Below are 20,866 nucleotides of genomic sequence, written 5' to 3'. Positions count from 1 at the left end.
CCTATTCGCCGATGGCGTCGAGCCGGGACTGCTCGTCCAATTCAATGGCCGACTGGATCACCGGTTCCAGGTCGCCGTTCATGACCTGGTCCAGGTTGTAGGCCTTGTAACCGGTGCGGTGGTCCGCAATCCGGTTTTCCGGGTAGTTATAGGTACGGATGCGCTCGGAGCGGTCCATGGTGCGGATCTGCGACTTGCGCTGCGCCGAGTTTTCGGCGTCGATCAGCTCCTGCTGGTGCGCCAGGATGCGGGCACGCAGCACGCGCATGCCGGCCTCACGGTTCTGCAGCTGCGACTTCTCGTTCTGCATGGCGACGACGATTCCGGTGGGAAGGTGCGTGATGCGCACCGCGGAGTCGGTGGTGTTGACCGACTGCCCGCCGGGACCGGAGGAGCGGTAGACGTCGATCTTGAGATCGTTCTGGTTGATCTCGAGCTCCTCGGGCTCGTCCACTTCGGGCAGCACCAGCACGCCGGCGGCCGAGGTGTGGATGCGGCCCTGCGATTCGGTGACGGGGACACGCTGGACCCGGTGCACGCCGCCTTCGAACTTGAGCCGGGCGTACACGCCTTCGGCCGGATCGTTCGAGCTGCCCTTGACGGCCATCTGGACGTCCTTGTACCCGCCGAGGTCCGATTCGGTGGCAGAGATGATCTCGGTCTTCCAGCCGCGGGATTCCGCGTAACGGCTGTACATCCGCAGCAGGTCCGCGGCGAACAGGGCTGCCTCGTCGCCGCCTTCGCCGCCCTTGACCTCGAGGATCACGTTGCGGGAGTCGTCCGGGTCGCGCGGGATCAGCAGCCGGCGCAGCTTGGCCGCCGCCAGCTCCAGCGCGGCCTCCAGCTCGGGCACCTCGGCCGCAAACTCGGGGTCCTCGTCCGCCATTTCCTTGGCAGCGGCCAGGTCATCGCGGATGCCTTCCCAGCGGTGGTAGGCCTCCACAATGCCGTTCAACTGGGCAGAACGCCGCCCCAGCTTCCGGGCCAGGCGCTGGTCAGCGTAGACAGCAGGATCCCCCAGCTGAGCCTGGATAGAGTCATGCTCATCCAACAGGCCCTGTACGGACTCAAACATTTTCAAACCTCTTTCGACTTGAAACCAAGTCTAGTTACGACAACAAAAACTGGACCGCGGCTGGCGACTTAACGACGAAGCCGCACGGATTTTTCCGCCCCGGGAGTGGCTTCGGGCCTGCCGACGCCGGGTGGCTTGCGATCGTAGATCGTAAGCCACCCGGCGGAGGGGCGGGGGCGGAAAATCCGTGCGGCGTTAGCGCGCGGGACCGCCAGAATCTAGCGGTTGGAGCAGCTATTTGTCGTTATCGGACTTCGCACCAAGCGTCGTCTTCTGCACCTGCATGAGGAACTCGACGTTGCTCTGGGTCTCCCGGATCTTGTTGGTCAGCAGCTCAAGGCTCTGCTGCGTTTCGAGTCCGGACAGGACGCGGCGCAGCTTCCACATGATCTTGACTTCCTCGGGGGAAAGCAGGTTTTCCTCGCGGCGGGTACCGGACGCGTTGACGTCCACGGCCGGGAAGATGCGCTTGTCCGCGAGCTGGCGGGACAGGCGCAGTTCCATGTTGCCGGTGCCCTTGAACTCTTCGAAGATGACCTCGTCCATCTTGGAGCCGGTCTCGACGAGCGCGGTGGCCAGGATGGTCAGCGAGCCGCCGTTTTCGATGTTGCGGGCTGCACCGAAGAAGCGCTTCGGCGGGTACAGCGCTGCGGAGTCCACACCACCGGACAGGATGCGGCCGGAGGCCGGTGCTGCCAGGTTGTAGGCGCGGCCCAGGCGGGTCATGGAGTCCAGGAGCACCACAACGTCCATGCCCATTTCCACGAGGCGCTTGGCACGCTCGATGGAAAGCTCGGCCACGGTGGTGTGGTCGTCGGCGGGACGGTCGAAGGTGGAGGCAATGACCTCACCCTTGACGGTGCGCTGCATGTCCGTGACTTCTTCGGGACGTTCGTCAACGAGCACCATCATGAGGTGGACCTCAGGATTGTTGGTGGTGATGGCGTTGGCGATGGACTGCAGGATGAGCGTCTTGCCGGCCTTCGGCGGCGAAACGATCAGACCGCGCTGGCCCTTGCCGATCGGGGCCACGAGGTCGATGACGCGCGGGCCGATCTTCTTCGGGTCCGTCTCGAGGCGCAGGCGCTCGGAGGGGTACAGCGGGACGAGCTTCGCGAATTCGACGCGGTCCTTGAGCTCTTCCGGCGTCTTGCCGTTCACCGAGGTGACGCGGACCAGGGCGTTGAACTTCTGGCGGGCGGACTGCTGCTGGCTCCCCTGCTGGGCTTCGCCTTCGCGCGGTGCACGGATGGCGCCGACGACGGCGTCGCCCTTGCGCAGGTTGTACTTCTTGACCTGGGCGAGCGAGACGTAGACGTCGTTCGGGCCCGGCAGGTAACCGGACGTGCGGATGAACGCATAGTTCTCGAGCACGTCGAGGATACCGGCGACCGGCAGCAGGACATCGTCCTCGGTGACCTCGACGTCGTCGACGTCGGGTCCCTGCTGACGTCCGCGGCGGCGGTCGTTGCGGTCGCGGAAGCGATCGTTGCGCGAGGAGTTGTCGCGGCTGTCCTGCTGGCCCTGGCGGTCACCGCGGTCGTTGCGGTCACGACGGTTGCGGCGGTTCCGGCGGCTTCCGCCGTCAGAATCATCGCTGTCGCGGGTGTTCTCGCGGGGGCCGGCCGAGTCGTCGCGGCCGCCACGGGTGCGGGTGTCACGGCGCTGGCCGTCTTCGCTGCCGGGCTCGCGCTGTTCGGTGCGCTGTTCACGCTGTTCGGTGCGCTGTTCACGCTGTTCGGTGCGCTGATCGCGCTGCTCGGTGCGCTGTTCAGCGACGGGCTGCTCGGCCGGGGCCTCGACGGCGTTCTGGCCGGCATCCGTGGCCTGGGCTGCGGCTTCGCCGCGGCGGCGGTTGCGGGTGCGCGGCTGCCTCGCGCGGTCGCCGGATTCCGTTCCGGAAACGGCGGCGGCGGATTCTGCAGTGGCGGATTCCCGGGCGCCGGACTCGGTGGAACCCGCGGGGGCTTCAGCCGGGGCGGCGGCGGGTGCCTCAACGGCGGGAGCCGTGACGACTCCGTCGCTGCCTGCACGGCGGCTGCGGCCACGGCGGGCGCGGGGGCTTTCCTGGGCGGTGTTTTCCCTTGCCAGGGACTCGTCCTCGGCGGCGGGCACCGTTGCGGGCGCAGCTGCCGGGGCCGCTGCGTGGGACACAGTGCCGTTGTCGCTCGCCTTTTCGGCAGCGCGGGCCGGAGCCTTGCTTACCGGAGTGCCTGCGCGGTGGGCGGAAATGGCCGTGACCAGATCACCCTTGCGCATGCGGGAACCGCCGGAAATGCCCAGCTGGCTGGCGAGGGCCTGGAGCTGGGCGAGCTTAAGGCCTGCAAGGCCGCTGCTCTTGGCGGGTGCTGCCGTTGATTCGGCAGCAGAAGATGTATCCACAGCCGGAGACAGCTCAGTGGTTTCGGTCACGAAGGATCCTTCCCCCTCGACGGCGTCCAGGCTAAGAGCTGGACGCGGTGATTTGATCTGGGCTGCAGTTCAGATCTGCAGCCGGGATTTCGGCCTTGCCGGATGGATATCGGCCAGCAGGGCCGGATATTGCTTCACCATGCACGATCCGAGAAATGAGGAACGGCGGGCTGAGTTTCAGGGGGCAGATCAATTCTGCTGATTCCTGCGTCAGACCGAAAGCAGGTGGCACCGGAAAATATTGCGCAGTGAAAGATGAGAGAGGCTACGTGGCCAACATCGCGGTCTTACAACGGTTACAAATTTACCGCCTGCGTATTTACCGCCGGTGCACTTCCACTTTAGCACCTTCAACGTCCACGGCCAGCTTCATCACGCGCCAGCCCACTTCCGGCGTGTTGCCCGCGGTGTGGGCGCCGATGAAGTCCACAACCTCACGGGCTTCCGCTTCGCCGTTGGCCAGGACCAGCACGGTGGGTCCGGCGCCGGATACGACGGCGGCGTGCCCTGCCCGGCGCAGCGCGCCGATCAGTTCCGCGCTGGGCCGCATGGCCTCGGCTCGGTAGCTCTGGTGCAGGTAGTCCTCGGTGCCGGGCAGCAGGAATTCCGGGTTCGTGGTCAGGGCATGGATCAGCAGGGCGGCGCGGCCGGAGTTCATGGCCGCGGCATGGTGGCCCACCGAAGCGGGCAAAAGGGCCCGGGCGGCCTCAGTGGAGAGCTCGTAGTCGGGCACGGCGACCACAGGGATCACCGAGGCGGCCACGGACGCGCACGTGCTGCTGTACTGGTCACTGTCCTGCCATGACAGCGCCAGTCCGCCGAAAATGGCGGGTGCAACGTTGTCCGGGTGGCCTTCCATTTCGCTGGTGAGCTGCAGGATCCAGTCGCTGCCACGCCGGGAGGCCTCCGGAACCAGGGCATTGGCGGCGCTGACGGCCGCCACCACGGCCGAGGCCGAGGAGCCCAGGCCCCGTCCGTGCGGGTTGACGTTGTCCGCCGTGATCCGCAGGCCTTCGTGCCGGAACCCCAGGCGGTGCAGGGCCTCGGTCAAGGCCTTGACCACGAGGTGCGTCGCATCGCGGGGCAGGGACTCGGCACCCTCGCCGCTGAGCTCGAATTCGAGTTCACCGCTGGCCAGGGTTTCCACGGTCAGCGTGTCATGCAGCGAGAGGGCCAGGCCGAGGCTGTCGTACCCGGGGCCCAGGTTGGCGCTCGTGGCCGGGACACGCACGGTGACCAGCTGGCCCGCCGGAACGGCCGGGGAGCCGGCAGCTGATTCGGCCGGGACGGTGAGGGTTGTTTCCAACGTTATTTTTCTTCCAGTCCCAATGCTGCGGCGACGGTGACGACGTCGTTGGAGACCTTGACCGGCTGCACGTCGCTGCCGTCCTCGGTGCGCAGGGCCCACTGCGGGTCCTTGAGGCCGTGACCGGTCACCGTGATCACGATCGTCTTGCCTGCCGGCACTTCCCCGGCCGCGTGCTTCTTGATCAGCCCGGCGACGCCGGCAGCGGAGCCGGGCTCCACGAAAACGCCTTCCCGGGCGGAGAGCCACCGGTGCGCGGACAGGATTTCCTCGTCCGTGACGGCCTCGATCACGCCGCCGGATTCATCCCGGGCCGCCACGGCGGTGTCCCAGGAGGCCGGGTTGCCGATCCGGATGGCGGTGGCAATGGTGTCGGGCTCGGTGATGGGGTGGCCGGCCACGAAGGGTGCCGCCCCTGCGGCCTGGAAGCCCCACATGACGGGTGTCCTGGTGGACACGGCGGGCAGCGACCCGGCGGTGGGCGACTCAAACGCCGCAGCGTATTCCTTGTAGCCCTTCCAGTACGCGCTGATGTTGCCGGCGTTGCCCACCGGGAGCACATGGAAGTCGGGGGCGTCGCCGAGCGAATCCACCACTTCGAAGGCACCGGTCTTCTGGCCTTCGATCCGGGCCGGGTTGACGGAGTTGACCAGGAACACCGGGTAGGACTCGCCGAGCTTGCGGGCGATGTCAAGGCAGTCGTCGAAGTTGCCGTCCACCTGCAGCAGCGTGGCTCCGTGCGCGACTGCCTGGCTGAGCTTGCCCATGGAGATCTTGCCCTCCGGGACCAGCACCGCGCACTGCAGCCCGGCAGCCGTCGCATAGGCCGCGGCGGAGGCGGAGGTGTTGCCGGTGGAGGCGCAGACCACGGCCTTGGCGCCGGCGGCCACCGCTGCCGTCATGGCCATGGTCATGCCGCGGTCCTTGAAAGAACCGGTCGGGTTCATGCCTTCGACCTTGAGGTAGACGGTGCTGCCGGTCAGCTCGGAGAGGTGGCGGGCATGCACGAGCGGGGTGCCGCCCTCGCCCAGGCTGATGACCTTGGTCGCTTCCGTGACAGGAAGACGGTCGGCGTATTCGCGGATGACACCGCGCCATTGGTGAGCCACTTAGACTCCTTCTACCCGGAGTACGGATGTGACGGAATTGATGACGTCCAGGCGCCTGACGGCCTCGACGGTTGCTGCAAGTGCGGCTTCGCGTGCACGGTGTGTCACGATCCGCAGCTCGGCCGATTCCACGTTGGAGTCGGCGTCGCGGTGAATGGTCTGCCGCATGATTTCGATGGACACGCCGTGCTCGGCGAAGAGCTGCGCGATCCTGGCCAGGACGCCGGGCTGGTCCGCGACGTCGAGTCCGATGTAGTAGCTGGTGACGGCCGCGTCGATGGGCAGCGATGGCACGTGCCCCGTGGTGGTTTCGGTGCGGCCGGGGCCGCCCAGGACAATGCGGCGGGCCGCGGAGACGAGGTCGCCCAGCACGGCGGACGCCGTCGGGGTGCCGCCGGCACCCTGGCCGTAGAACATGAGCTCGCCGGCGTTCTCGGCTTCGATGAAGACGGCGTTGAATGCACCGCGGACAGCAGCGAGGGGGTGCTCGCGGGGCAGGAGCGTGGGGTGGACACGGACTGAGACGCCGGTTTTGCCGTCCTCGTCAACAAGTTTCTCGGCAATGGCCAGCAGCTTGATGACAAAGCCGGCTTCCTTGGCGGCGGCGATGTCCGCCGCGGTGACCGACGTGATGCCCTCGCAGGAGACATCTTCCAGGGCAAACCGCGTGTGGAAGGACAGCGAAGCGAGGATTGCGGCCTTGGCGGCGGCGTCGTAGCCTTCGATGTCGGCCGTGGGGTCGGCTTCCGCGTAGCCCAGGCGCTGGGCCTCGGCCAGCGCGTCGGCGAACTGCGCGCCGGTCGAGTCCATCTGGTCGAGGATGAAGTTGGTGGTGCCGTTGACAATCCCGAGCACCCGGGTGATCCGGTCGCCGGACAAGCTGTCGCGGATGGGTCGCAGGATGGGGATGGCGCCGGCCACGGCGGCCTCGTAGGACAGCTGCACCCCGGCCTTGTCCGCTTCCTCATACAGGGTGGGGCCGTCCTGGGCCAGGAGCGCCTTGTTGCCGCTGACAACACAGGCACCGTGCCGCATGGCGGTAAGGATCAGGGTCCGGGCCGGCTCAATGCCGCCCATGAGTTCAATGACGACGTCGGCGTCCTTGACGAGGACTTCGGCGTCAGTGGTGAACAGCTCCCGCGGCAGCTCGACGTCGCGCTTGGCATCGAGGTTGCGCACCGCGATGCCCTGCAGTTCCAGCCGGGCGCCGGTGCGCGCGGCGAGGGCGTCGGCGTCGTTAATGAGAATCCGCGCAACCTGGGCCCCAACGTTGCCACAGCCCAGCAGGGCCACTTTCAGGGTTCGCAATTCAGACATTCAGACTCCCATGTCGCGGTTGAGCAAATCTTCTTCGGTTTCCCCGCGGACAATGAGCCGGGCAGATCCGTCGCTGACAGCGATAACGCCCGGCCGGGCCAGATAGTTGTAGTTGCTTGACAGGGCCCAGCAGTAGGCGCCGGTCCCCGGTACAGCAAGCAGATCACCGGCTGCCACGTCCTCGGGCAGATATACATCTCTAACAACTATGTCGCCGCTCTCGCAATGTTTGCCCACCACTCGGGACAGCTGCGGCGCCGCGTCGGAGCTCCGCGAGGCGAGAATCGCCGAATAATCCGCGTCGTACAGCACCGGCCGGGGGTTGTCGCTCATCCCGCCGTCCACCGACACATAGCGGCGGGGGTGCGTAACGTCCCCGGCTCCGTCGTGGCCGGCCGCGGCACCAGCAGAGGCCGGGGAATCCACCCGGACGGTCTTGAGCGTGCCGACCTCATACAGCGTAAAGGTGGTGCTTCCGACGATCGCGCGGCCCGGTTCGATCGAAATCCGGGGGGCGGTTATGCCGAGGGCAGCGCATTTGGAACGGACGACGGCGGCCATCGCCTGCGCGATTTCGGCGGCCGGGCGCGGGGTGTCCACGGGGGTGTAGGCGATGCCGTAGCCGCCGCCGAGGTCAAGCTCGGGCAGCACGATGGAGTACTTCGACTGCATCGCTGCCAGGAAGTCCAGCAGCCTCTCGGCGGCGAGGGCGAAGCCGTCCGGTTCGAAGATCTGCGAGCCGATGTGGCAGTGCAGGCCCAGCAGTTCGATGCTGGCGTGCCCGGTGGCCGCGGCCACGGCTTCCTCTGCGGCGGACAGGCCGGCCTGGTCCGTGGAGTCCCCGGCCATGGACAGGCCGAATTTCTGGTCCTCGTGGGCCGTGGCGATGAATTCGTGGGTGTGGGCGTGTACTCCGGGGGTCAGCCGCAGCATCACCCTGGCGGTGTCGCCCCGGTTGGCGGCGATCGCCGCGACGCGTTCGAGCTCGTCGAGGCTGTCCACCACGATCCGTCCCAGCTGCATGTCCAGCGCCCGGTGGATTTCGCCGTCGGACTTGTTGTTCCCATGCAGGGCGACGTCGGCGCCGGGGATGCCGGCGCGGAAGGCCACGGCGAGTTCGCCGCCGGACGCCGTGTCCAGGCGCAGCCCCTCTTCCTCGACCCAGCGGACCACGGAGGTGCACAGGAAGGACTTGCCGGCGTAGTAGACGTCCACTCCCCCGCAAATATCGGCGAAGGCGTCGTTGAAGGCGTCGCTGAACGCCCGGGCCCGGGCCCGGAAGTCTGTCTCGCTCAGCACGAACAGCGGCGTGCCGTACTGGCGCTGCAGCTCACTGACCGTCAGCCCCTCGATGGTGAGCTCGCCGTCGTCGTTGCGCGCAACACCGCCCGCCCACAGCGGTTCGTGGAGGGCATTGAGGTCGGCGGGGACCTCGAGCCAGTCCGGGGCGAGCGGGGACTGTCCTGAATTCGCGGTCATGGCGGTTACATCCGTTCCGGCGCCGAGACGCCCAGCAGTTCCAGTCCGTTGGCCAGCACCTGGCTGGTGGCGTCGTTGAGCCACAGCCTGGTGCGGTTGGTGTCGGTGATGGGTTCCTCGCCCTGCGGCGCCACGCGGCAGGCGTCATACCAGCGGTGGTAGGCGCCGGCGATCACTTCGAGGTGGCGGGCCACGCGGTGCGGCTCGCGCAGCTCGGCGGCCTTGGCCACGATCGAGGGATAGCTGCCCAGGTGCGAGAGCAGCTCGTTTTCGGTGGGGTGCTCCAGCAGGGCAGCGTTGAAGCTGTCTAGGCCGTCCACACGGCGCTCCACGCCGGCGGCCACGGCATTGCGGGCGGCGCCGCGGGAGCGGGCGTGGGCGTACTGGACGTAGAACACCGGGTTTTCGTTGCTGTGTTTCTTCAGCAGCTCCGGGTCCAGCGTCAGCGGCGAATCGGCGGGGAACCGGGCCAGCGAGTACCGGACGGCATCCTTGCCGAGCCAGGAGATGAGGTCCTTGAGCTCGATGATGTTGCCGGCTCGCTTGGACAGTTTGGCGCCGTTGACGGAGACCAGCTGGCCGATCAGGACCTCGATGTTGACCTCGGGGTCGTCCCCGGCGGCTGCCGCGATGGCCTTGAGCCGGTTGATGTAGCCGTGGTGGTCGGCGCCGAGGAGGTAGATCTTCTCGGTGTAGCCGCGGTCCTTCTTGGACAGGTAGTAGGCGGCGTCGGCGGCGAAGTACGTGGGCTCACCGTTTGCGCGGACCATCACGCGGTCCTTGTCATCGCCGAAGTCGGTGGTGCGCAGCCAGACCGCGCCGCCGTCGTCGAACACGTGGCCCTGTTCGCGCAGGCGGGCGACGGCGTCCTCGATCGCGCCGGCGTCGTGGAGCTCCTGCTCGGAGAAGTAGACATCGAAGTCGACGCCAAACTCGGCCAGCGTCTGCTTGATGTCATGCATCTGCGCCTTGTAGGCGGCGCCCCGGATCACCGGCAGGGCCGCCACTTCGGTGAGTTCGCGGATGTCCGGGTGTTCGGTGAGCACTTCGTGGCCGAGGTCCGCGATGTACTGGCCCGGGTAGCCGCCCTGGGGCACGTCCCGGCCGTGCAGCCTGGCGAACACGGAGTTCGCGAACACGTTCATCTGGGAACCGGCGTCGTTGATGTAGTACTCGGCAGTGACGTCGGCACCGGAGGCCCGGAGGACGCGGGCGATCGCGTCGCCGAGGGCGGCCCAGCGGGTGTGGCCGATGTGCAGCGGGCCGGTGGGGTTGGCCGAGACGAATTCCATGTTGACCGTGTGCCCGGCGAGCGCGGTGTTGGTGCCGTAGGCCGCACCGGCCTCGACGATCGCCTTAGCGAGGGCACCGGCGGCAGCGGCGTCCACGGTGATGTTCAGGAAGCCGGGGCCGGCGATGTCCACCGCGGACACGCCGTCGATCGTCTTGAGCCGGGCGCTCAGGACGGACGCGAACTCCCGCGGGTTGGTGCCCGCCGTTTTGGCCAGCTGGAGGGCGACGTTGGTGGCCCAGTCCCCGTGGTCCCTGTTCTTGGGGCGCTCCACGCGCACCTCATCCGGGATGTCGGCCGCGGAGAGGGCTATGTCACCGGCGGCGACGGCGTCCTTCAGGCAGGCGGATATGGCGAGGGAGAGTTCTTCTGGGGTCACACTTCTAGCCTACCGGTGGGCCCGGAGTGCGGCGGAATCTGCCGTCCCGGCATGACGTCGGGGCCGGTTACGGGAAGGCCCGAGGTCATCAAGGCCTCGCGCCCAGGGTGAACCGTTACCCTGAATTCAACGTCTGCAACCTGTCATGCCTCCACCTTGTTCGCTGTCCGATCCCCGCAAAGAATCGAGTCCCGCATGAATACCGCCTTCCGCAAAAGCGTCCTCGTCGGCATTGCTGGCCTCTCCGTGGCCGGAACAGCGGCTGGCTGCGCCCCGTCGGCCCAGGCCCCGGCCGCACAGGGCGCGCCCCCGGCATCCGAGTCCGCTGCAGGTACCGGTTCTTACAAGGACGGCACGTACAGCGCCGACGGGAACTACACCTCCCCCAACGGCACTGAGACCGTGGGCGTGGAACTGACGCTGGCCGGCGGTGCCGTGTCCGCCGTGAAGATCACGCAGCACCCCTCGAATCCGAACACCCGAAAGTTCCAGGGCGAGTTCGCCGGCGGCATCCAGTCCCAGGTTGTTGGCAAGAAGCTTGACGAGATCAAGGTTTCCAAAGTGGCCGGATCCTCGCTGACCAGCGGCGGCTTCAACCAGGCCGTGGCGAAGATCAAGTCACAGGCCCAATAGCGCAGCGAGGGACAGAGGAATCGTGGCGCATCCGGGCTGGACGCACTTCAGCTTTGACGGGATCGGGACCCGCTGGGAGATTTCCACCCCGTCCCGGCTCTCCGGCGAGCTCCGCCGTGGCCTGCTCGCCACGGTGGAGGAGTACGACGCCGCGTGGTCCCGGTTCCGCCCCGATTCGCTCATTGCCGACGCAGCCCGGACGCCTGGCCGCATTGAGCTGCCCGCCGAAGGGGCCGCCCTGGGCGAGCTGTACGGCACCCTGTACCGGCTCACCGAGGGTGCGATGACCCCGCTCATCGGCGGGAGCCTGGAGCGACTGGGCTACGACGCCACCTACACCCTGCGCCCGGGCGGCGCGCCGCTTCCCGCGCCCCGGTGGGAGGATGCGCTGGACTGGCAGGGCACCGCGCTGACCACCACGGTTCCGGCGGTGATCGACGTCGGCGCGGCCGGAAAGGGCCAGCTGGCGGATCTGCTCTCCGCCCGGCTCCGGGACGGCGGCTGCGCCGGGCATTTCATCGATGCCAGCGGGGACCTGCTGAATCCGGGGCCGGATCCGGTGGTGGTTGCCCTCGAGCACCCCTACGATCCCACCCGGGCAATCGGCACCGTCCAGCTGGGGGCCGGCGCCCTGTGCGCTTCCGCCGCCAACCGGCGCGCCTGGGGCGACGGGTTCCATCATGTCCTGGACGGCACCACGGGAGCTCCGGTGCGTACCGTTGTCGCCTGCTGGGCCATGGCCGGGACCGCGATGGTGGCCGATGCGCTGGCCACTGCGTTGTTCTTTGTCGACGGTCCGCGGCTGGAGCAGGAGTTTGATTGCGCCTGGCTCACGGTGTATGCGGACGGGCACGCGGAATATTCAGCCGACTTCGAAGGGGCCCTGTTCTCATGACTGCCATCACCACCACCGCCCTTGGCTCGAGGCTGGACACCGCCTTGGGCCGGCTCACGATGTACCGGCTGGTGCTGTGGGTCCTGGCCGTCCTGGCCGGCTACAGCCTGCTGCTCAATGTGCTGGGCTGGTTGACGTTCGGGCTGCCGGAAATGCTGACCCACCTTGCCCTGTGCCTTGGCCTGACGTACGCCTCCAGCCAGGGGCTGGCCGCCCTGTTCCGTGTGCGGCCGCACACGGAATCCTCCCTCATCACCGGCCTGCTGCTGTACTTCCTTTTCTGGCCCAGCGAGCTTTTCTGGCCCAGCCAGCCGACCCAGGGCCTCCAGCTGGCAGAGATCGCCGGCGTCGCCCTGGCCTGCGTCCTGGCCTCGGCCTCGAAGTATGCGCTGGCCTGGCGCGGCCGGCACATCTTCAATCCGGCCGCGGCCGGCGCGTTCCTGGCCGGGCTGACCGGGCTCAACATTGCCACCTGGTGGGCCGCGACGCCGGCCATGCTCTGGCTGGTGCTGCCAGGGGTGCTGCTGGTGCTCTACCGGACCCGGAAGTCCGCCATGGCCGCCGTCTTCACCGTGGTTGCCGTGTCCATCGTGGCCGCGGATCTGCTCCAGGCCGGGATGGATCTCCCCGAGGCCCTGTGGCAGACGCTCGCGCAGCGGCCGGTGCTGTTCTTCGTCGGGTTCATGCTCACCGAGCCGCTCACCCTGCCCCCGCGGCGCTGGCAGCAACTGGCGCTGGCCGCCGTCGTCGGGGCCCTGTTTGCCGTCCCCTACAACCTGGGGTTTGTGGCCAACTCCCCCGAGCTGGCGCTGCTCGCGGGCAACGCGCTTGCCTTCGCCGTCGGACAGCGGGGCGGGGTCCGGCTGGCGTTCGTCGCGAGCCGTCCGCTGACGCCGACGACGACGGAATTCAGCTTCCGCCCGGAACGTCCGGTGCGCTTCGCTCCCGGACAGGCCCTGGAGCTGCACCTGCCCCCGGACACGACCGGCGGGAAGGATGACGGCAGGGGCGATGGGAAGGGTGACGGCAAGGCCCCCGGCAAACGTGACGGGAAGTCGGCCGGCAAGGGTGACGGGAAGGGAATCCGGCGCGTGTTCAGCCTGACCAGCGCGCCCGACGCCTCCCTGCTGACGATCGGGGTGGGGACGGCGGAGCCGGTGTCGTCAGCCAAGCGCTCGCTGCTGGCCCTTGAAGCGGGCGACGGGCTCACCGCAACCACGGTGAACGGCGACTTCCTCCTGCCGCGGAACCCGGCCACCCCCGTGCTGCTCATCGCGGCCGGAATCGGCATCACCCCCTACATGGCCCAACTGGCCGCGGTGTCCGCCGGAACCCCGTCCGGGAACCGCGACGTTGTCCTCCTGTACCTGGCCAAGAATGCCGCCGAGCTGGGCTACGCCGAGGAGCTGCAGCGCTCCGGGGCGCGCGTCCTGGCGCGGCTTGCGGACGGTTCGGCGCCGCCGGCGTTCATGCAGGACGCAGGTTCAAGAAGGATCGATGCGGCGGCCCTCAAGGAGCTGGTCCCCGACATCAGCGGCCGGGTGGTCTTCGTCTCCGGCTCGCCCGCCAGTGTGCGATCGCTGCGGGCCGCGGCACGTGGCGCGGGCGCCCGGCGGGTCCATGTGGATACGTTCACTGGCTACTGAGCCGGCTACGGAACCGCCGGCCAATTCGCTGGACTTGCCACGCACCCAGGACACGTTTGACTGCCGCTTGACTCCACTTGACGCTATAAATGAGCGACCGTTTTCCATGGTTTTCCGTTGGAGGCCAACTTCCTGCTAAGCTCTAGGACGTCCCGCCCGCAACGGCAGGATCCCTGGATGCCCTCGTAGCTCAGGGGATAGAGCGTCTGCCTCCGGAGCAGAAGGTCGTTGGTTCGATTCCAATCGAGGGCACGAACAAAACCCCGCCGTTTGAAACGGCGGGGTTTTTTGTGCCCTGAATCCCGCCAAAAGACCGCGGAAAACCAGCGGCATTGCCCCTGCCGATTGTCGGTGCTCCCTCGTAGGCTGTTTTCATCGGTGGCGGGCTACCCTGCCCGCTCCGAAGCGTGAAGGGGGTCTCACATGTTCTATCCAACTCCGTCCTGTTCTATCGTTCCGCCCTATTTGCTCCGCAGGCTGGCCGCACAGCAAAAGCCGGAGCTCTCCAGGGCCGCCCACGGGGCAAAGCAGGCCCTGCAACACGTCCCGAGCTTCCAGGCCTCCCGCACAGTGCCAGGGCCCGGCAGCCGTCCGGGCCTGCGGGAACTCAAGCCGTCCCCGCCGGAACGGACGGTCTATGACGCTAAGTCCACCGAGAAGCTGCCCGGCAGCGTGGTCCGCAAAGAAGGCGAACCGCCCACCGGCGACCCCGCCGCCGATGAGGCCTATGACGGGCTGGGGCACACCCACCGCCTCTACGCCGAAGCCTTCGGACGCAATTCGATCGACGGCAAAGGCCTGCACCTTGATGCCACGGTCCACTATGGCCGCCTGTACGACAACGCTTTCTGGGACGGCCAGCAAATGGTCTTCGGCGACGGTGACGGCCAGGTCTTCGAGCGGTTCACGAAATCCTTGAGCGTCATCGGGCACGAGCTCACCCACGGCGTGACCCAGTACTCCGCTGGGCTGGTCTACCGCAACCAGGCCGGCGCCCTGAACGAATCGATGTCCGACGTCTTCGGGGCCCTCGTTGAGCAGTATGTCCGGAAGCAGTCGACGGCGGAGGCCAGTTGGCTGATCGGCGAAGGCCTCTTCACCGACCAGGTGCAGGGGGCCGCCTTGCGTTCCATGAAGGCTCCGGGAACGGCATACGACGACGACGTGCTCGGCAAGGACCCGCAGCCGGACTCGATGGACGGCTACGTGCGCACCAGCGCGGACAACGGTGGCGTGCACATCAACTCCGGTATCCCCAACCGTGCGTTCTGTCTGGTGGCCACTGCCCTGGGTGGCAATGCCTGGGACGCGCCGGCACAGATCTGGTACGAGACGCTGACGGGCGGCACGCTGTCCCCCACCGCCACGTTCGGCGCCTTCGCCAAGGCCACTGCAGCCTCTGCCAAGGAGCTGTTCGGGGACGATTCCAAGGAACATGACGCCGTGCGCTCCGCGTGGGAAACTGTGAAAGTAAAGTTCCCGGGGGCCCGGCGATAAGCCAAGCCCCGCAAATCGAGTCCAATTGAGATCCGAGTCCGATGAAGATAACTGTCCAGCGCAGTGGCGGCGTGGCCGGAATGAAGAGGACGTGGACCGTCCGGCCCGAGCCGCCGGAAGACACCGACCGGTGGCAGCCGCTGATCGAGGCCTGCCCGTGGGACGACGTCGCCGGAATCAACGGGACAACCGGCCAGCCGGACCGGTTCATGTACAGCATCCGGGCCGATCAGCGCCGGGCGGTCCTGCCGGAGCGTGCGCTGACGGGTCCGTGGCGCGACCTCGTCGAATGCGCCCGGGCCGCCGCTGAGGGGCCGGCGTCGCCGGGCTTTGGCTAGCCGCTGCTGCCGGGCCGAGGCCCGCTATGCCGTGGCCAGGTGCCCGCGGAACGTGCGCCGGTAGGACTGCGGGCTGGTGTCCAGCGCCTTGGCAAAGTGGTGCCGCAACAGGACCGAATGCCCGAACCCGGACTCCCTTGCGATTTCGTCGATATTGAGCTCCGTGCTCTCCAGCAGCTCCTGGGCGCGCAGCACCCGCTGGGAATTAAGCCAGGCCGCGGGAGTGGCTCCCGTTTCCGCGCGGAAGCGCCGCGCAAACGTCCGCGGCGACATATGGACCCGGGCCGCCAGTTCGTTGACCGCGTGTTCCTCGTCCAGGTGCCGGACCATCCACTGCAGCAGCTGCTCCATGGGCTCCGAGCCGCACGTCGGAATGGGCCGGTCGATGTATTGGGCCTGGCCGCCGTCCCGGTGCGGAGGGACCACCATGTCCCGGGCGATGGCGGCGGCCACCTTGGCGCCGAACTCAACGCGGACGAGGTGCAGGCAGGCATCGATCCCTGCGGCCGTGCCGGCACTGGTAATGATCCGGCCGTCTTCGACGTAGAGGACGTTTTCATCCACCAGGACAGCGGGGTACCGGGTGGCCAGTTCCTGGGAGTAATGCCAGTGCGTGGTGCAGCGGCGGCCATCGAGCAGGCCCGCCCGAGCCAGGGCGAAGGCCCCGGAACAAATGGACATCACCCACGCACCGCGCGCGTGGGCGGCCCGCAGCGCCTCCAGGACGGAGTCGGGAACGTCTTCGTCCCGGCCGTACGGCGCCATCACCACCAGGTCGGCGTCCGCAGTTGCTTCCAGCCCGAGACCCACGTGCATGGATAGGCCGGACTTGAGCGGGACGTCGCCCGGCTCGGGCGCGCAGACGCGGAAATCGAACGCGGGCACGCCGTTTCCGCGGTCCGAGCGGTCGATGCCGAAGACCTCGAAAGCCGTCGCGAACTCGAAGATCGAGAAGTTGGGAACCACGATCATTGCCACTGATTTGATCATGATTCCATCCTGACAGAACAGTGGCAGAAATTATAGCTTTTTGGGCATTTCTGCCACTTTTTTAAGGGCCCGGACCGGAGAACCATAGAGGTATGGAACTCCTCGGAATCGCCCTCATCATCCTGGTTCTTGCCGGCGTCACCGCCACGATCTCCGCCCTCCGCAAGGATGGCCTCGGCCACACTCCGCCCGTCCGCTCGGAAGAATACTGGATGGCCCGGGACCTGCCGAGCATCAACTACACGATGCGGAACATCTAAGTCCGCGCACGCTTAGTCCACACGCCCATCGGGCCCGGTCATCCAGCCGGGCCCTCAACATGCGCCGAGGCTGAACAGCGGAACAACGCGAATTGAACAACGCGGCCGGACAGCCGGACCCGATATCCGCCTCCGCCACCCCAGCGGACAGTCCACCCCAGTAGACTGTCTCCAGCCATGACATTGCATATTTCCTACCCCGCCGAGCTGCCGGTCTCCGAGCGCCGCGAAGATCTTATGGCCGCCATCGCGGCCAACCAGGTGACCATCATCGCCGGCGAGACCGGCTCGGGTAAGACCACCCAGATCCCCAAGATGTGCCTTGAGCTCGGCCTGGGTGAGAACGGGCTGATCGGCCACACCCAGCCCCGCCGGCTCGCGGCCCGCACCGTGGCCGAGCGCATCGCGGAGGAACTCGGCGTCGAAATCGGCCAGGAAGTCGGTTTCCAGGTCCGCTTCACCGGTGAGGTCAGCCGGTCCACCAAGGTCAAGCTCATGACCGACGGCATCCTGCTGGCGGAAATCCAGCGCGACAGGCTGCTGCGCAAGTACAACGCCATCATCATTGACGAGGCGCACGAGCGCAGCCTCAACATCGACTTCATCCTCGGCTACCTCAAGCGCATCCTGCCGCAGCGCCCGGACCTGAAGATCATCATCACCTCGGCCACCATCGATCCGGAGCGCTTCGCCAAGCACTTCGGCAGCGACGAGGAGCCCTCCCCCATCATCGAGGTGTCGGGCCGGACCTTCCCGGTGGAAATCCGCTACCGGCCGCTTTCCCAGCCGGCCGGCGGCACCGGCGCCGAAGATGGTGACGGAGAAGGTGCCGCCGCGGACGACGAACTCGAGGAGGACCGCGACCCGCTCGACGCGGTGTGCGACGCCGTCGACGAGCTCGCCTTGGAAGCCCACGGCGACATCCTGATTTTCTTCTCCGGCGAGCGCGAAATCCGCGACGCGGCGGAGGCCCTCAACGCCCGCATCCAGTCCAACCGGCGCCTCGCGGGCACCGAGGTCCTTCCCCTCTTCGCCCGGTTGAGCCTGCAGGAGCAGCACAAAGTTTTCCACCCCGGCAGCAAGCGCCGGATCGTACTTGCCACCAACGTCGCCGAAACCTCGCTGACGGTCCCCGGCATCAAGTACGTGATCGACACCGGCACGGCCCGGATCTCGCGCTACTCACACCGGACCAAAGTCCAGCGCCTGCCGATTGAGCGCGTCTCCCAGGCTTCGGCCAACCAGCGCTCGGGCCGCTGCGGCCGCGTTTCCGACGGTATCGCGATCCGGCTGTACTCCGAAGAGGACTTCGAGTCGCGGCCGCTGTTCACGGATCCGGAGATCCTGCGCACCAACCTCGCGGCCGTCATCCTGCAGATGACCGCCATGGGCGTGGCCCGCGGACCGAAGGACGTGGAGAACTTCCCCTTCGTCGAGCCGCCGGATTCGCGCGCCATCAACGACGGCGTCAGCCTCCTGCGCGAGCTCGGCGCCCTGACCGCCGCGCGGCAGGAGCCAACGGACGACGGCGGGCAGCGCGACGGCGGGCAGCGCCGCGGTTCCGGCCGTCCCGGCAGCGGGCTCACCGCCGTCGGACAGCAGCTGGCCCAGCTGCCGGTGGACCCCAGGCTCGGCCGGATGATCGTGGAGTCCGGAAAGCGGGGCTGCGTCCGGGAGGTCATGATCCTCGCGGCAGCGCTCACCATCCAGGACCCGCGCGAGCGTCCAACAGACAAGCAGCAGCTCGCCACGGAGAAGCACGCCCGCTTCCGGGACGAAAACTCGGATTTCACCGGTTACCTGAACCTGTGGAACTACCTGCAGGAGAAGCAGCAGGAACTGTCCTCCACGGCGTTCCGCCGGCTCTGCCGCAACGAATTCATCAACTACCTGCGGGTCAGGGAGTGGCAGGACCTGTTCGCCCAGCTCCGCCAGCTGGCCCGGCCGCTGGGCATCAGCCTGGACAACAAGCGCCTTGCCGATCCGGTGGGCAACCACGACGGCATCCACATCAGCTTGCTCTCGGGGCTCCTGAGCCACGTCGGCATCCTCGACGAGCGCAAGCGCGAGTACGCCGGCGCCCGCGGCAGCCGCTTCGCGATCTTCCCGGGTTCGGCACTGTTCAAGAAATCACCCACGTTCGTGATGGCCGCCGAACTCGTGGAGACGAGCCGGCTCTGGGCCCGCGTCGCGGCGAAGTTCGATCCGCTCTGGGCCGAACAGGTGGCCCCCGACCTGGTCAAGCGCAGCTACAGCGAGCCGCACTGGTCCAAGAAGATGGGCGCGGTGATGGCCCACGAAAAGGTCACGCTTTACGGCGTGCCCATCATCCCGAGCCGGCGGATCAACTACGGCAAGGTGGATCCGGAGCTCTGCCGCGAGCTCTTCATCCGCCATGCCCTGGTAGAAGGCGACTGGCAGACCCACCACAAGTTCTTCCACCGCAACCGCGCGCTGCTGCACGAAATCGAGGAGCTCGAGGCCCGGATGCGGCGCCGCGACATCCTGGTGGACGACGAGACACTGTTCGAGTTCTACGACGCCAGGATCGGCGCGGAGGTCGTCTCGGAGCGGCACTTCGACAAGTGGTGGAAGGACGCACGGCAGCAGGATCCCACGCTGCTCGACTTCGACCAGTCCCTGCTGATCAGCGAGGACGCCGCGGCCCTGGACGATTCGGCCTATCCCAAGACCTTGTTGCACAAGGGCTTCGAGCTGCCGCTGAGCTACGAGTTCCATCCAGTCGCGCCCGGTTCGCCGCCAAATCCATCCGACGGCGTCACCGCAGAGGTGCCGGTGCTGTTCCTGAACCAGCTCGACGACGCCGCGTTCCGCTGGCTGATCCCCGGGCAGCGCGTGGAACTCGTCACGGCGCTCATCAAGTCGCTGCCCAAGCAGATCCGCAAGAACTTCGTTCCTGCCCCGGACGTGGCCCGCCAGGCCGTCGCGGCGCTGGAAGCGGACTTCGATCCCGCCACGGACGAGCTCGAACCCTCGCTGGAACTGGTGCTGCGCCGGATCCGCGGACAGGTCATTCCGCCGGGCTCCTGGAACTGGGACGCCGTGCCATCGCATTTGCGGGTCAGCTTCCGCGTGGTGGATTCCCGCGGCAAGCTGCTGGATGAGGGCAAGGACCTGAACGCGCTGCAGGAGCGGCTGGCCCCGGCCACCCGGCGGGCCATCGCGGAATCCCTCGGTGCCACCCCGGGCACCACGGCACCCCAATCCAAGGGAAATGCCGCGGCAAAGGCGAAAGCCGGCGCGAACGGCAGGGATGGCGCGCGTTCATCACAGGCCGGCGCGTCCCCGTCGGCCGCCCTGGCCGCTGCCGCGGCGCCGGGCGGGTTCACCGAAATGTCCGGGCTCAAGGACTGGACCTTTGGAACCGTCCAACGCCAGGTCCAGGGAACCGTTGGCGGGCACACCGTCACCGGCTATCCGGCTCTGGTGGACGAGGGAACGTCCGTGGCGCTGCGGCTGTTCCAGACGCCGTCGGAACAGCAGGAAGCCATGCGCGGCGGGGTCATCCGGCTCCTGGCCCTGAAAGTGCCACCGCCGGACCGCTATGTCCTGGAGCACCTGAACAACACCGAGAAACTGACCTTCAGCCAGAACCCGCACGGTTCCGTGGCCGCCCTGATCGCCGACTGCGCCCTGGCCGCCATCGACAAACTCACGCCGGCCCCGCTGCCGTGGGACGAGGCCTCGTTCAAGGCGCTCTACGAGAGCGTCCGGGCGGAGCTGATCGACACCGTCTTCACCGTCACTGCCGTCGTCGAACGCATCCTGGCCAGCACCCGCCGGATCGAAAAGCAGCTCAAGGGCACCACGAGCCTGGCCCTGATCAGCGCGCTCAACGACGTCAAGAGCCAGCTCGAGCAGCTGGTGTATCCGGGCTTCGTGGCACGCACGGGCTACGCCCAGCTCAGCCAGCTGCCCCGCTACCTCGCGGCGATCGAAAAGCGCCTCGAGAAGCTGCCGGGCAACGTCCAGCGGGACGCCCAACACATGGCCGCTGTCCAGGCCTTGGAGGACGACTACGACGACGCCGTGTCCGCGCTGCTGCCCGGGCGGCGGGCGGGCGCGGAGTTAACCCACGTGCGCTGGATGATCGAGGAACTGCGAGTGAGCCTCTTCGCCGTCGAACTCGGGACCGCCTATTCGGTGTCCGAAAAGCGTATCCGGGCCGCGCTTAACAAAGTGCTGGCGCCGGCGTAGACCCCTGAGGGTGCTGCGCCG

At 67.5% G+C, this 20,866-nt stretch carries 15 protein-coding genes and 1 tRNA gene; 8 read left to right on the top strand and 8 right to left on the bottom strand.

Features of this window, described 5'->3' with window-relative positions; all coding sequences use genetic code 11:
- Position 1: 1 nt before the first annotated feature.
- The 7 genes from prfA to argS form a co-directional block, all read right to left on the bottom strand.
- Entirely contained in the window at positions 2 to 1,075 is a 1,074-nt protein-coding gene (gene prfA / locus ARTB_RS14870; protein ID WP_079554478.1) for a peptide chain release factor 1, read from the bottom strand.
- A 234-nt stretch (positions 1,076 to 1,309) separates the two neighbouring features.
- Complete coding sequence (rho, locus tag ARTB_RS14865) at positions 1,310 to 3,487, bottom strand: transcription termination factor Rho (RefSeq protein ID WP_243181252.1); 2,178 nt, start codon at positions 3,485 to 3,487, stop codon at positions 1,310 to 1,312.
- 319 nt (positions 3,488 to 3,806) lie between these two features.
- The gene (thrB, locus tag ARTB_RS14860; RefSeq protein ID WP_243181251.1) at positions 3,807 to 4,793 is read right to left on the bottom strand and encodes a homoserine kinase; all 987 of its coding nucleotides are present in this window, start codon (positions 4,791 to 4,793) and stop codon (positions 3,807 to 3,809) included.
- Positions 4,794 to 4,795: 2 nt separating this feature from the next.
- The gene (gene thrC / locus ARTB_RS14855; protein ID WP_243181250.1) at positions 4,796 to 5,902 is read right to left on the bottom strand and encodes a threonine synthase; all 1,107 of its coding nucleotides are present in this window, start codon (positions 5,900 to 5,902) and stop codon (positions 4,796 to 4,798) included.
- Positions 5,903 to 7,219 carry a homoserine dehydrogenase gene (locus ARTB_RS14850; RefSeq protein WP_243181249.1) on the bottom strand — a complete coding sequence of 439 codons (1,317 nt, stop codon included), beginning with the start codon at positions 7,217 to 7,219 and terminating at the stop codon, positions 5,903 to 5,905.
- A complete protein-coding gene (gene lysA, locus ARTB_RS14845) occupies positions 7,220 to 8,698 on the bottom strand; it encodes a diaminopimelate decarboxylase (RefSeq protein WP_243181248.1) in 1,479 nt (492 codons plus the stop codon). It abuts the gene before it with no gap.
- A 5-nt stretch (positions 8,699 to 8,703) separates the two neighbouring features.
- The gene (argS, locus tag ARTB_RS14840) at positions 8,704 to 10,368 is read right to left on the bottom strand and encodes an arginine--tRNA ligase (RefSeq protein ID WP_243181247.1); all 1,665 of its coding nucleotides are present in this window, start codon (positions 10,366 to 10,368) and stop codon (positions 8,704 to 8,706) included.
- Positions 10,369 to 10,563: 195 nt separating this feature from the next.
- Here argS and ARTB_RS14835 point away from each other — a divergent pair, with 195 nt between their 5' ends.
- From ARTB_RS14835 to ARTB_RS14810, 6 genes are all read left to right on the top strand, one after another.
- The gene (locus tag ARTB_RS14835) at positions 10,564 to 11,001 is read left to right on the top strand and encodes an FMN-binding protein (RefSeq protein ID WP_243181246.1); all 438 of its coding nucleotides are present in this window, start codon (positions 10,564 to 10,566) and stop codon (positions 10,999 to 11,001) included.
- Positions 11,002 to 11,023: 22 nt separating this feature from the next.
- Positions 11,024 to 11,896, top strand: a complete 873-nt coding sequence (locus ARTB_RS14830; RefSeq protein WP_243181245.1) for an FAD:protein FMN transferase — start codon at positions 11,024 to 11,026, stop codon at positions 11,894 to 11,896.
- On the top strand, positions 11,893 to 13,542 hold the full coding sequence (locus ARTB_RS14825) for an FAD-dependent oxidoreductase (RefSeq protein WP_243181244.1): 1,650 nt from the start codon (positions 11,893 to 11,895) through the stop codon (positions 13,540 to 13,542). Before ARTB_RS14830 ends, ARTB_RS14825 begins: the two co-directional genes overlap by 4 nt.
- A gap of 179 nt (positions 13,543 to 13,721) precedes the next feature.
- A tRNA-Arg gene (locus tag ARTB_RS14820) sits at positions 13,722 to 13,794 on the top strand.
- 171 nt (positions 13,795 to 13,965) lie between these two features.
- Positions 13,966 to 15,039, top strand: coding sequence for a M4 family metallopeptidase (locus ARTB_RS14815; protein WP_243181243.1), 1,074 nt, complete (start codon positions 13,966 to 13,968; stop codon positions 15,037 to 15,039).
- A 41-nt stretch (positions 15,040 to 15,080) separates the two neighbouring features.
- Positions 15,081 to 15,377 carry a protealysin inhibitor emfourin gene (locus ARTB_RS14810; RefSeq protein WP_243181242.1) on the top strand — a complete coding sequence of 99 codons (297 nt, stop codon included), beginning with the start codon at positions 15,081 to 15,083 and terminating at the stop codon, positions 15,375 to 15,377.
- Positions 15,378 to 15,401: 24 nt separating this feature from the next.
- Here the strand turns inward: ARTB_RS14810 and ARTB_RS14805 are convergent, their stop codons facing one another.
- Positions 15,402 to 16,367: a GlxA family transcriptional regulator gene (locus ARTB_RS14805; protein WP_028276082.1), complete on the bottom strand. Its 966-nt coding sequence runs from the start codon at positions 16,365 to 16,367 to the stop codon at positions 15,402 to 15,404.
- Between the two features lie 92 nt (positions 16,368 to 16,459).
- Between ARTB_RS14805 and ARTB_RS14800 the strand changes: the two genes are divergently transcribed.
- Both ARTB_RS14800 and hrpA read left to right on the top strand, forming a co-directional pair.
- Positions 16,460 to 16,627 carry a hypothetical protein gene (locus tag ARTB_RS14800; RefSeq protein WP_164468553.1) on the top strand — a complete coding sequence of 56 codons (168 nt, stop codon included), beginning with the start codon at positions 16,460 to 16,462 and terminating at the stop codon, positions 16,625 to 16,627.
- Positions 16,628 to 16,804: 177 nt separating this feature from the next.
- Positions 16,805 to 20,845, top strand: coding sequence for an ATP-dependent RNA helicase HrpA (hrpA, locus tag ARTB_RS14795; RefSeq protein WP_243181241.1), 4,041 nt, complete (start codon positions 16,805 to 16,807; stop codon positions 20,843 to 20,845).
- Positions 20,846 to 20,866: the final 21 nt, after the last annotated feature.

The sequence above is a fragment of the Arthrobacter humicola genome (assembly GCF_022803015.1).
GTDB lineage: Bacteria > Actinomycetota > Actinomycetes > Actinomycetales > Micrococcaceae > Arthrobacter > Arthrobacter humicola_A.
Note: the sequence above shows the minus strand (reverse complement) of the source record. Positions and strands in the feature narration are given on the sequence as shown.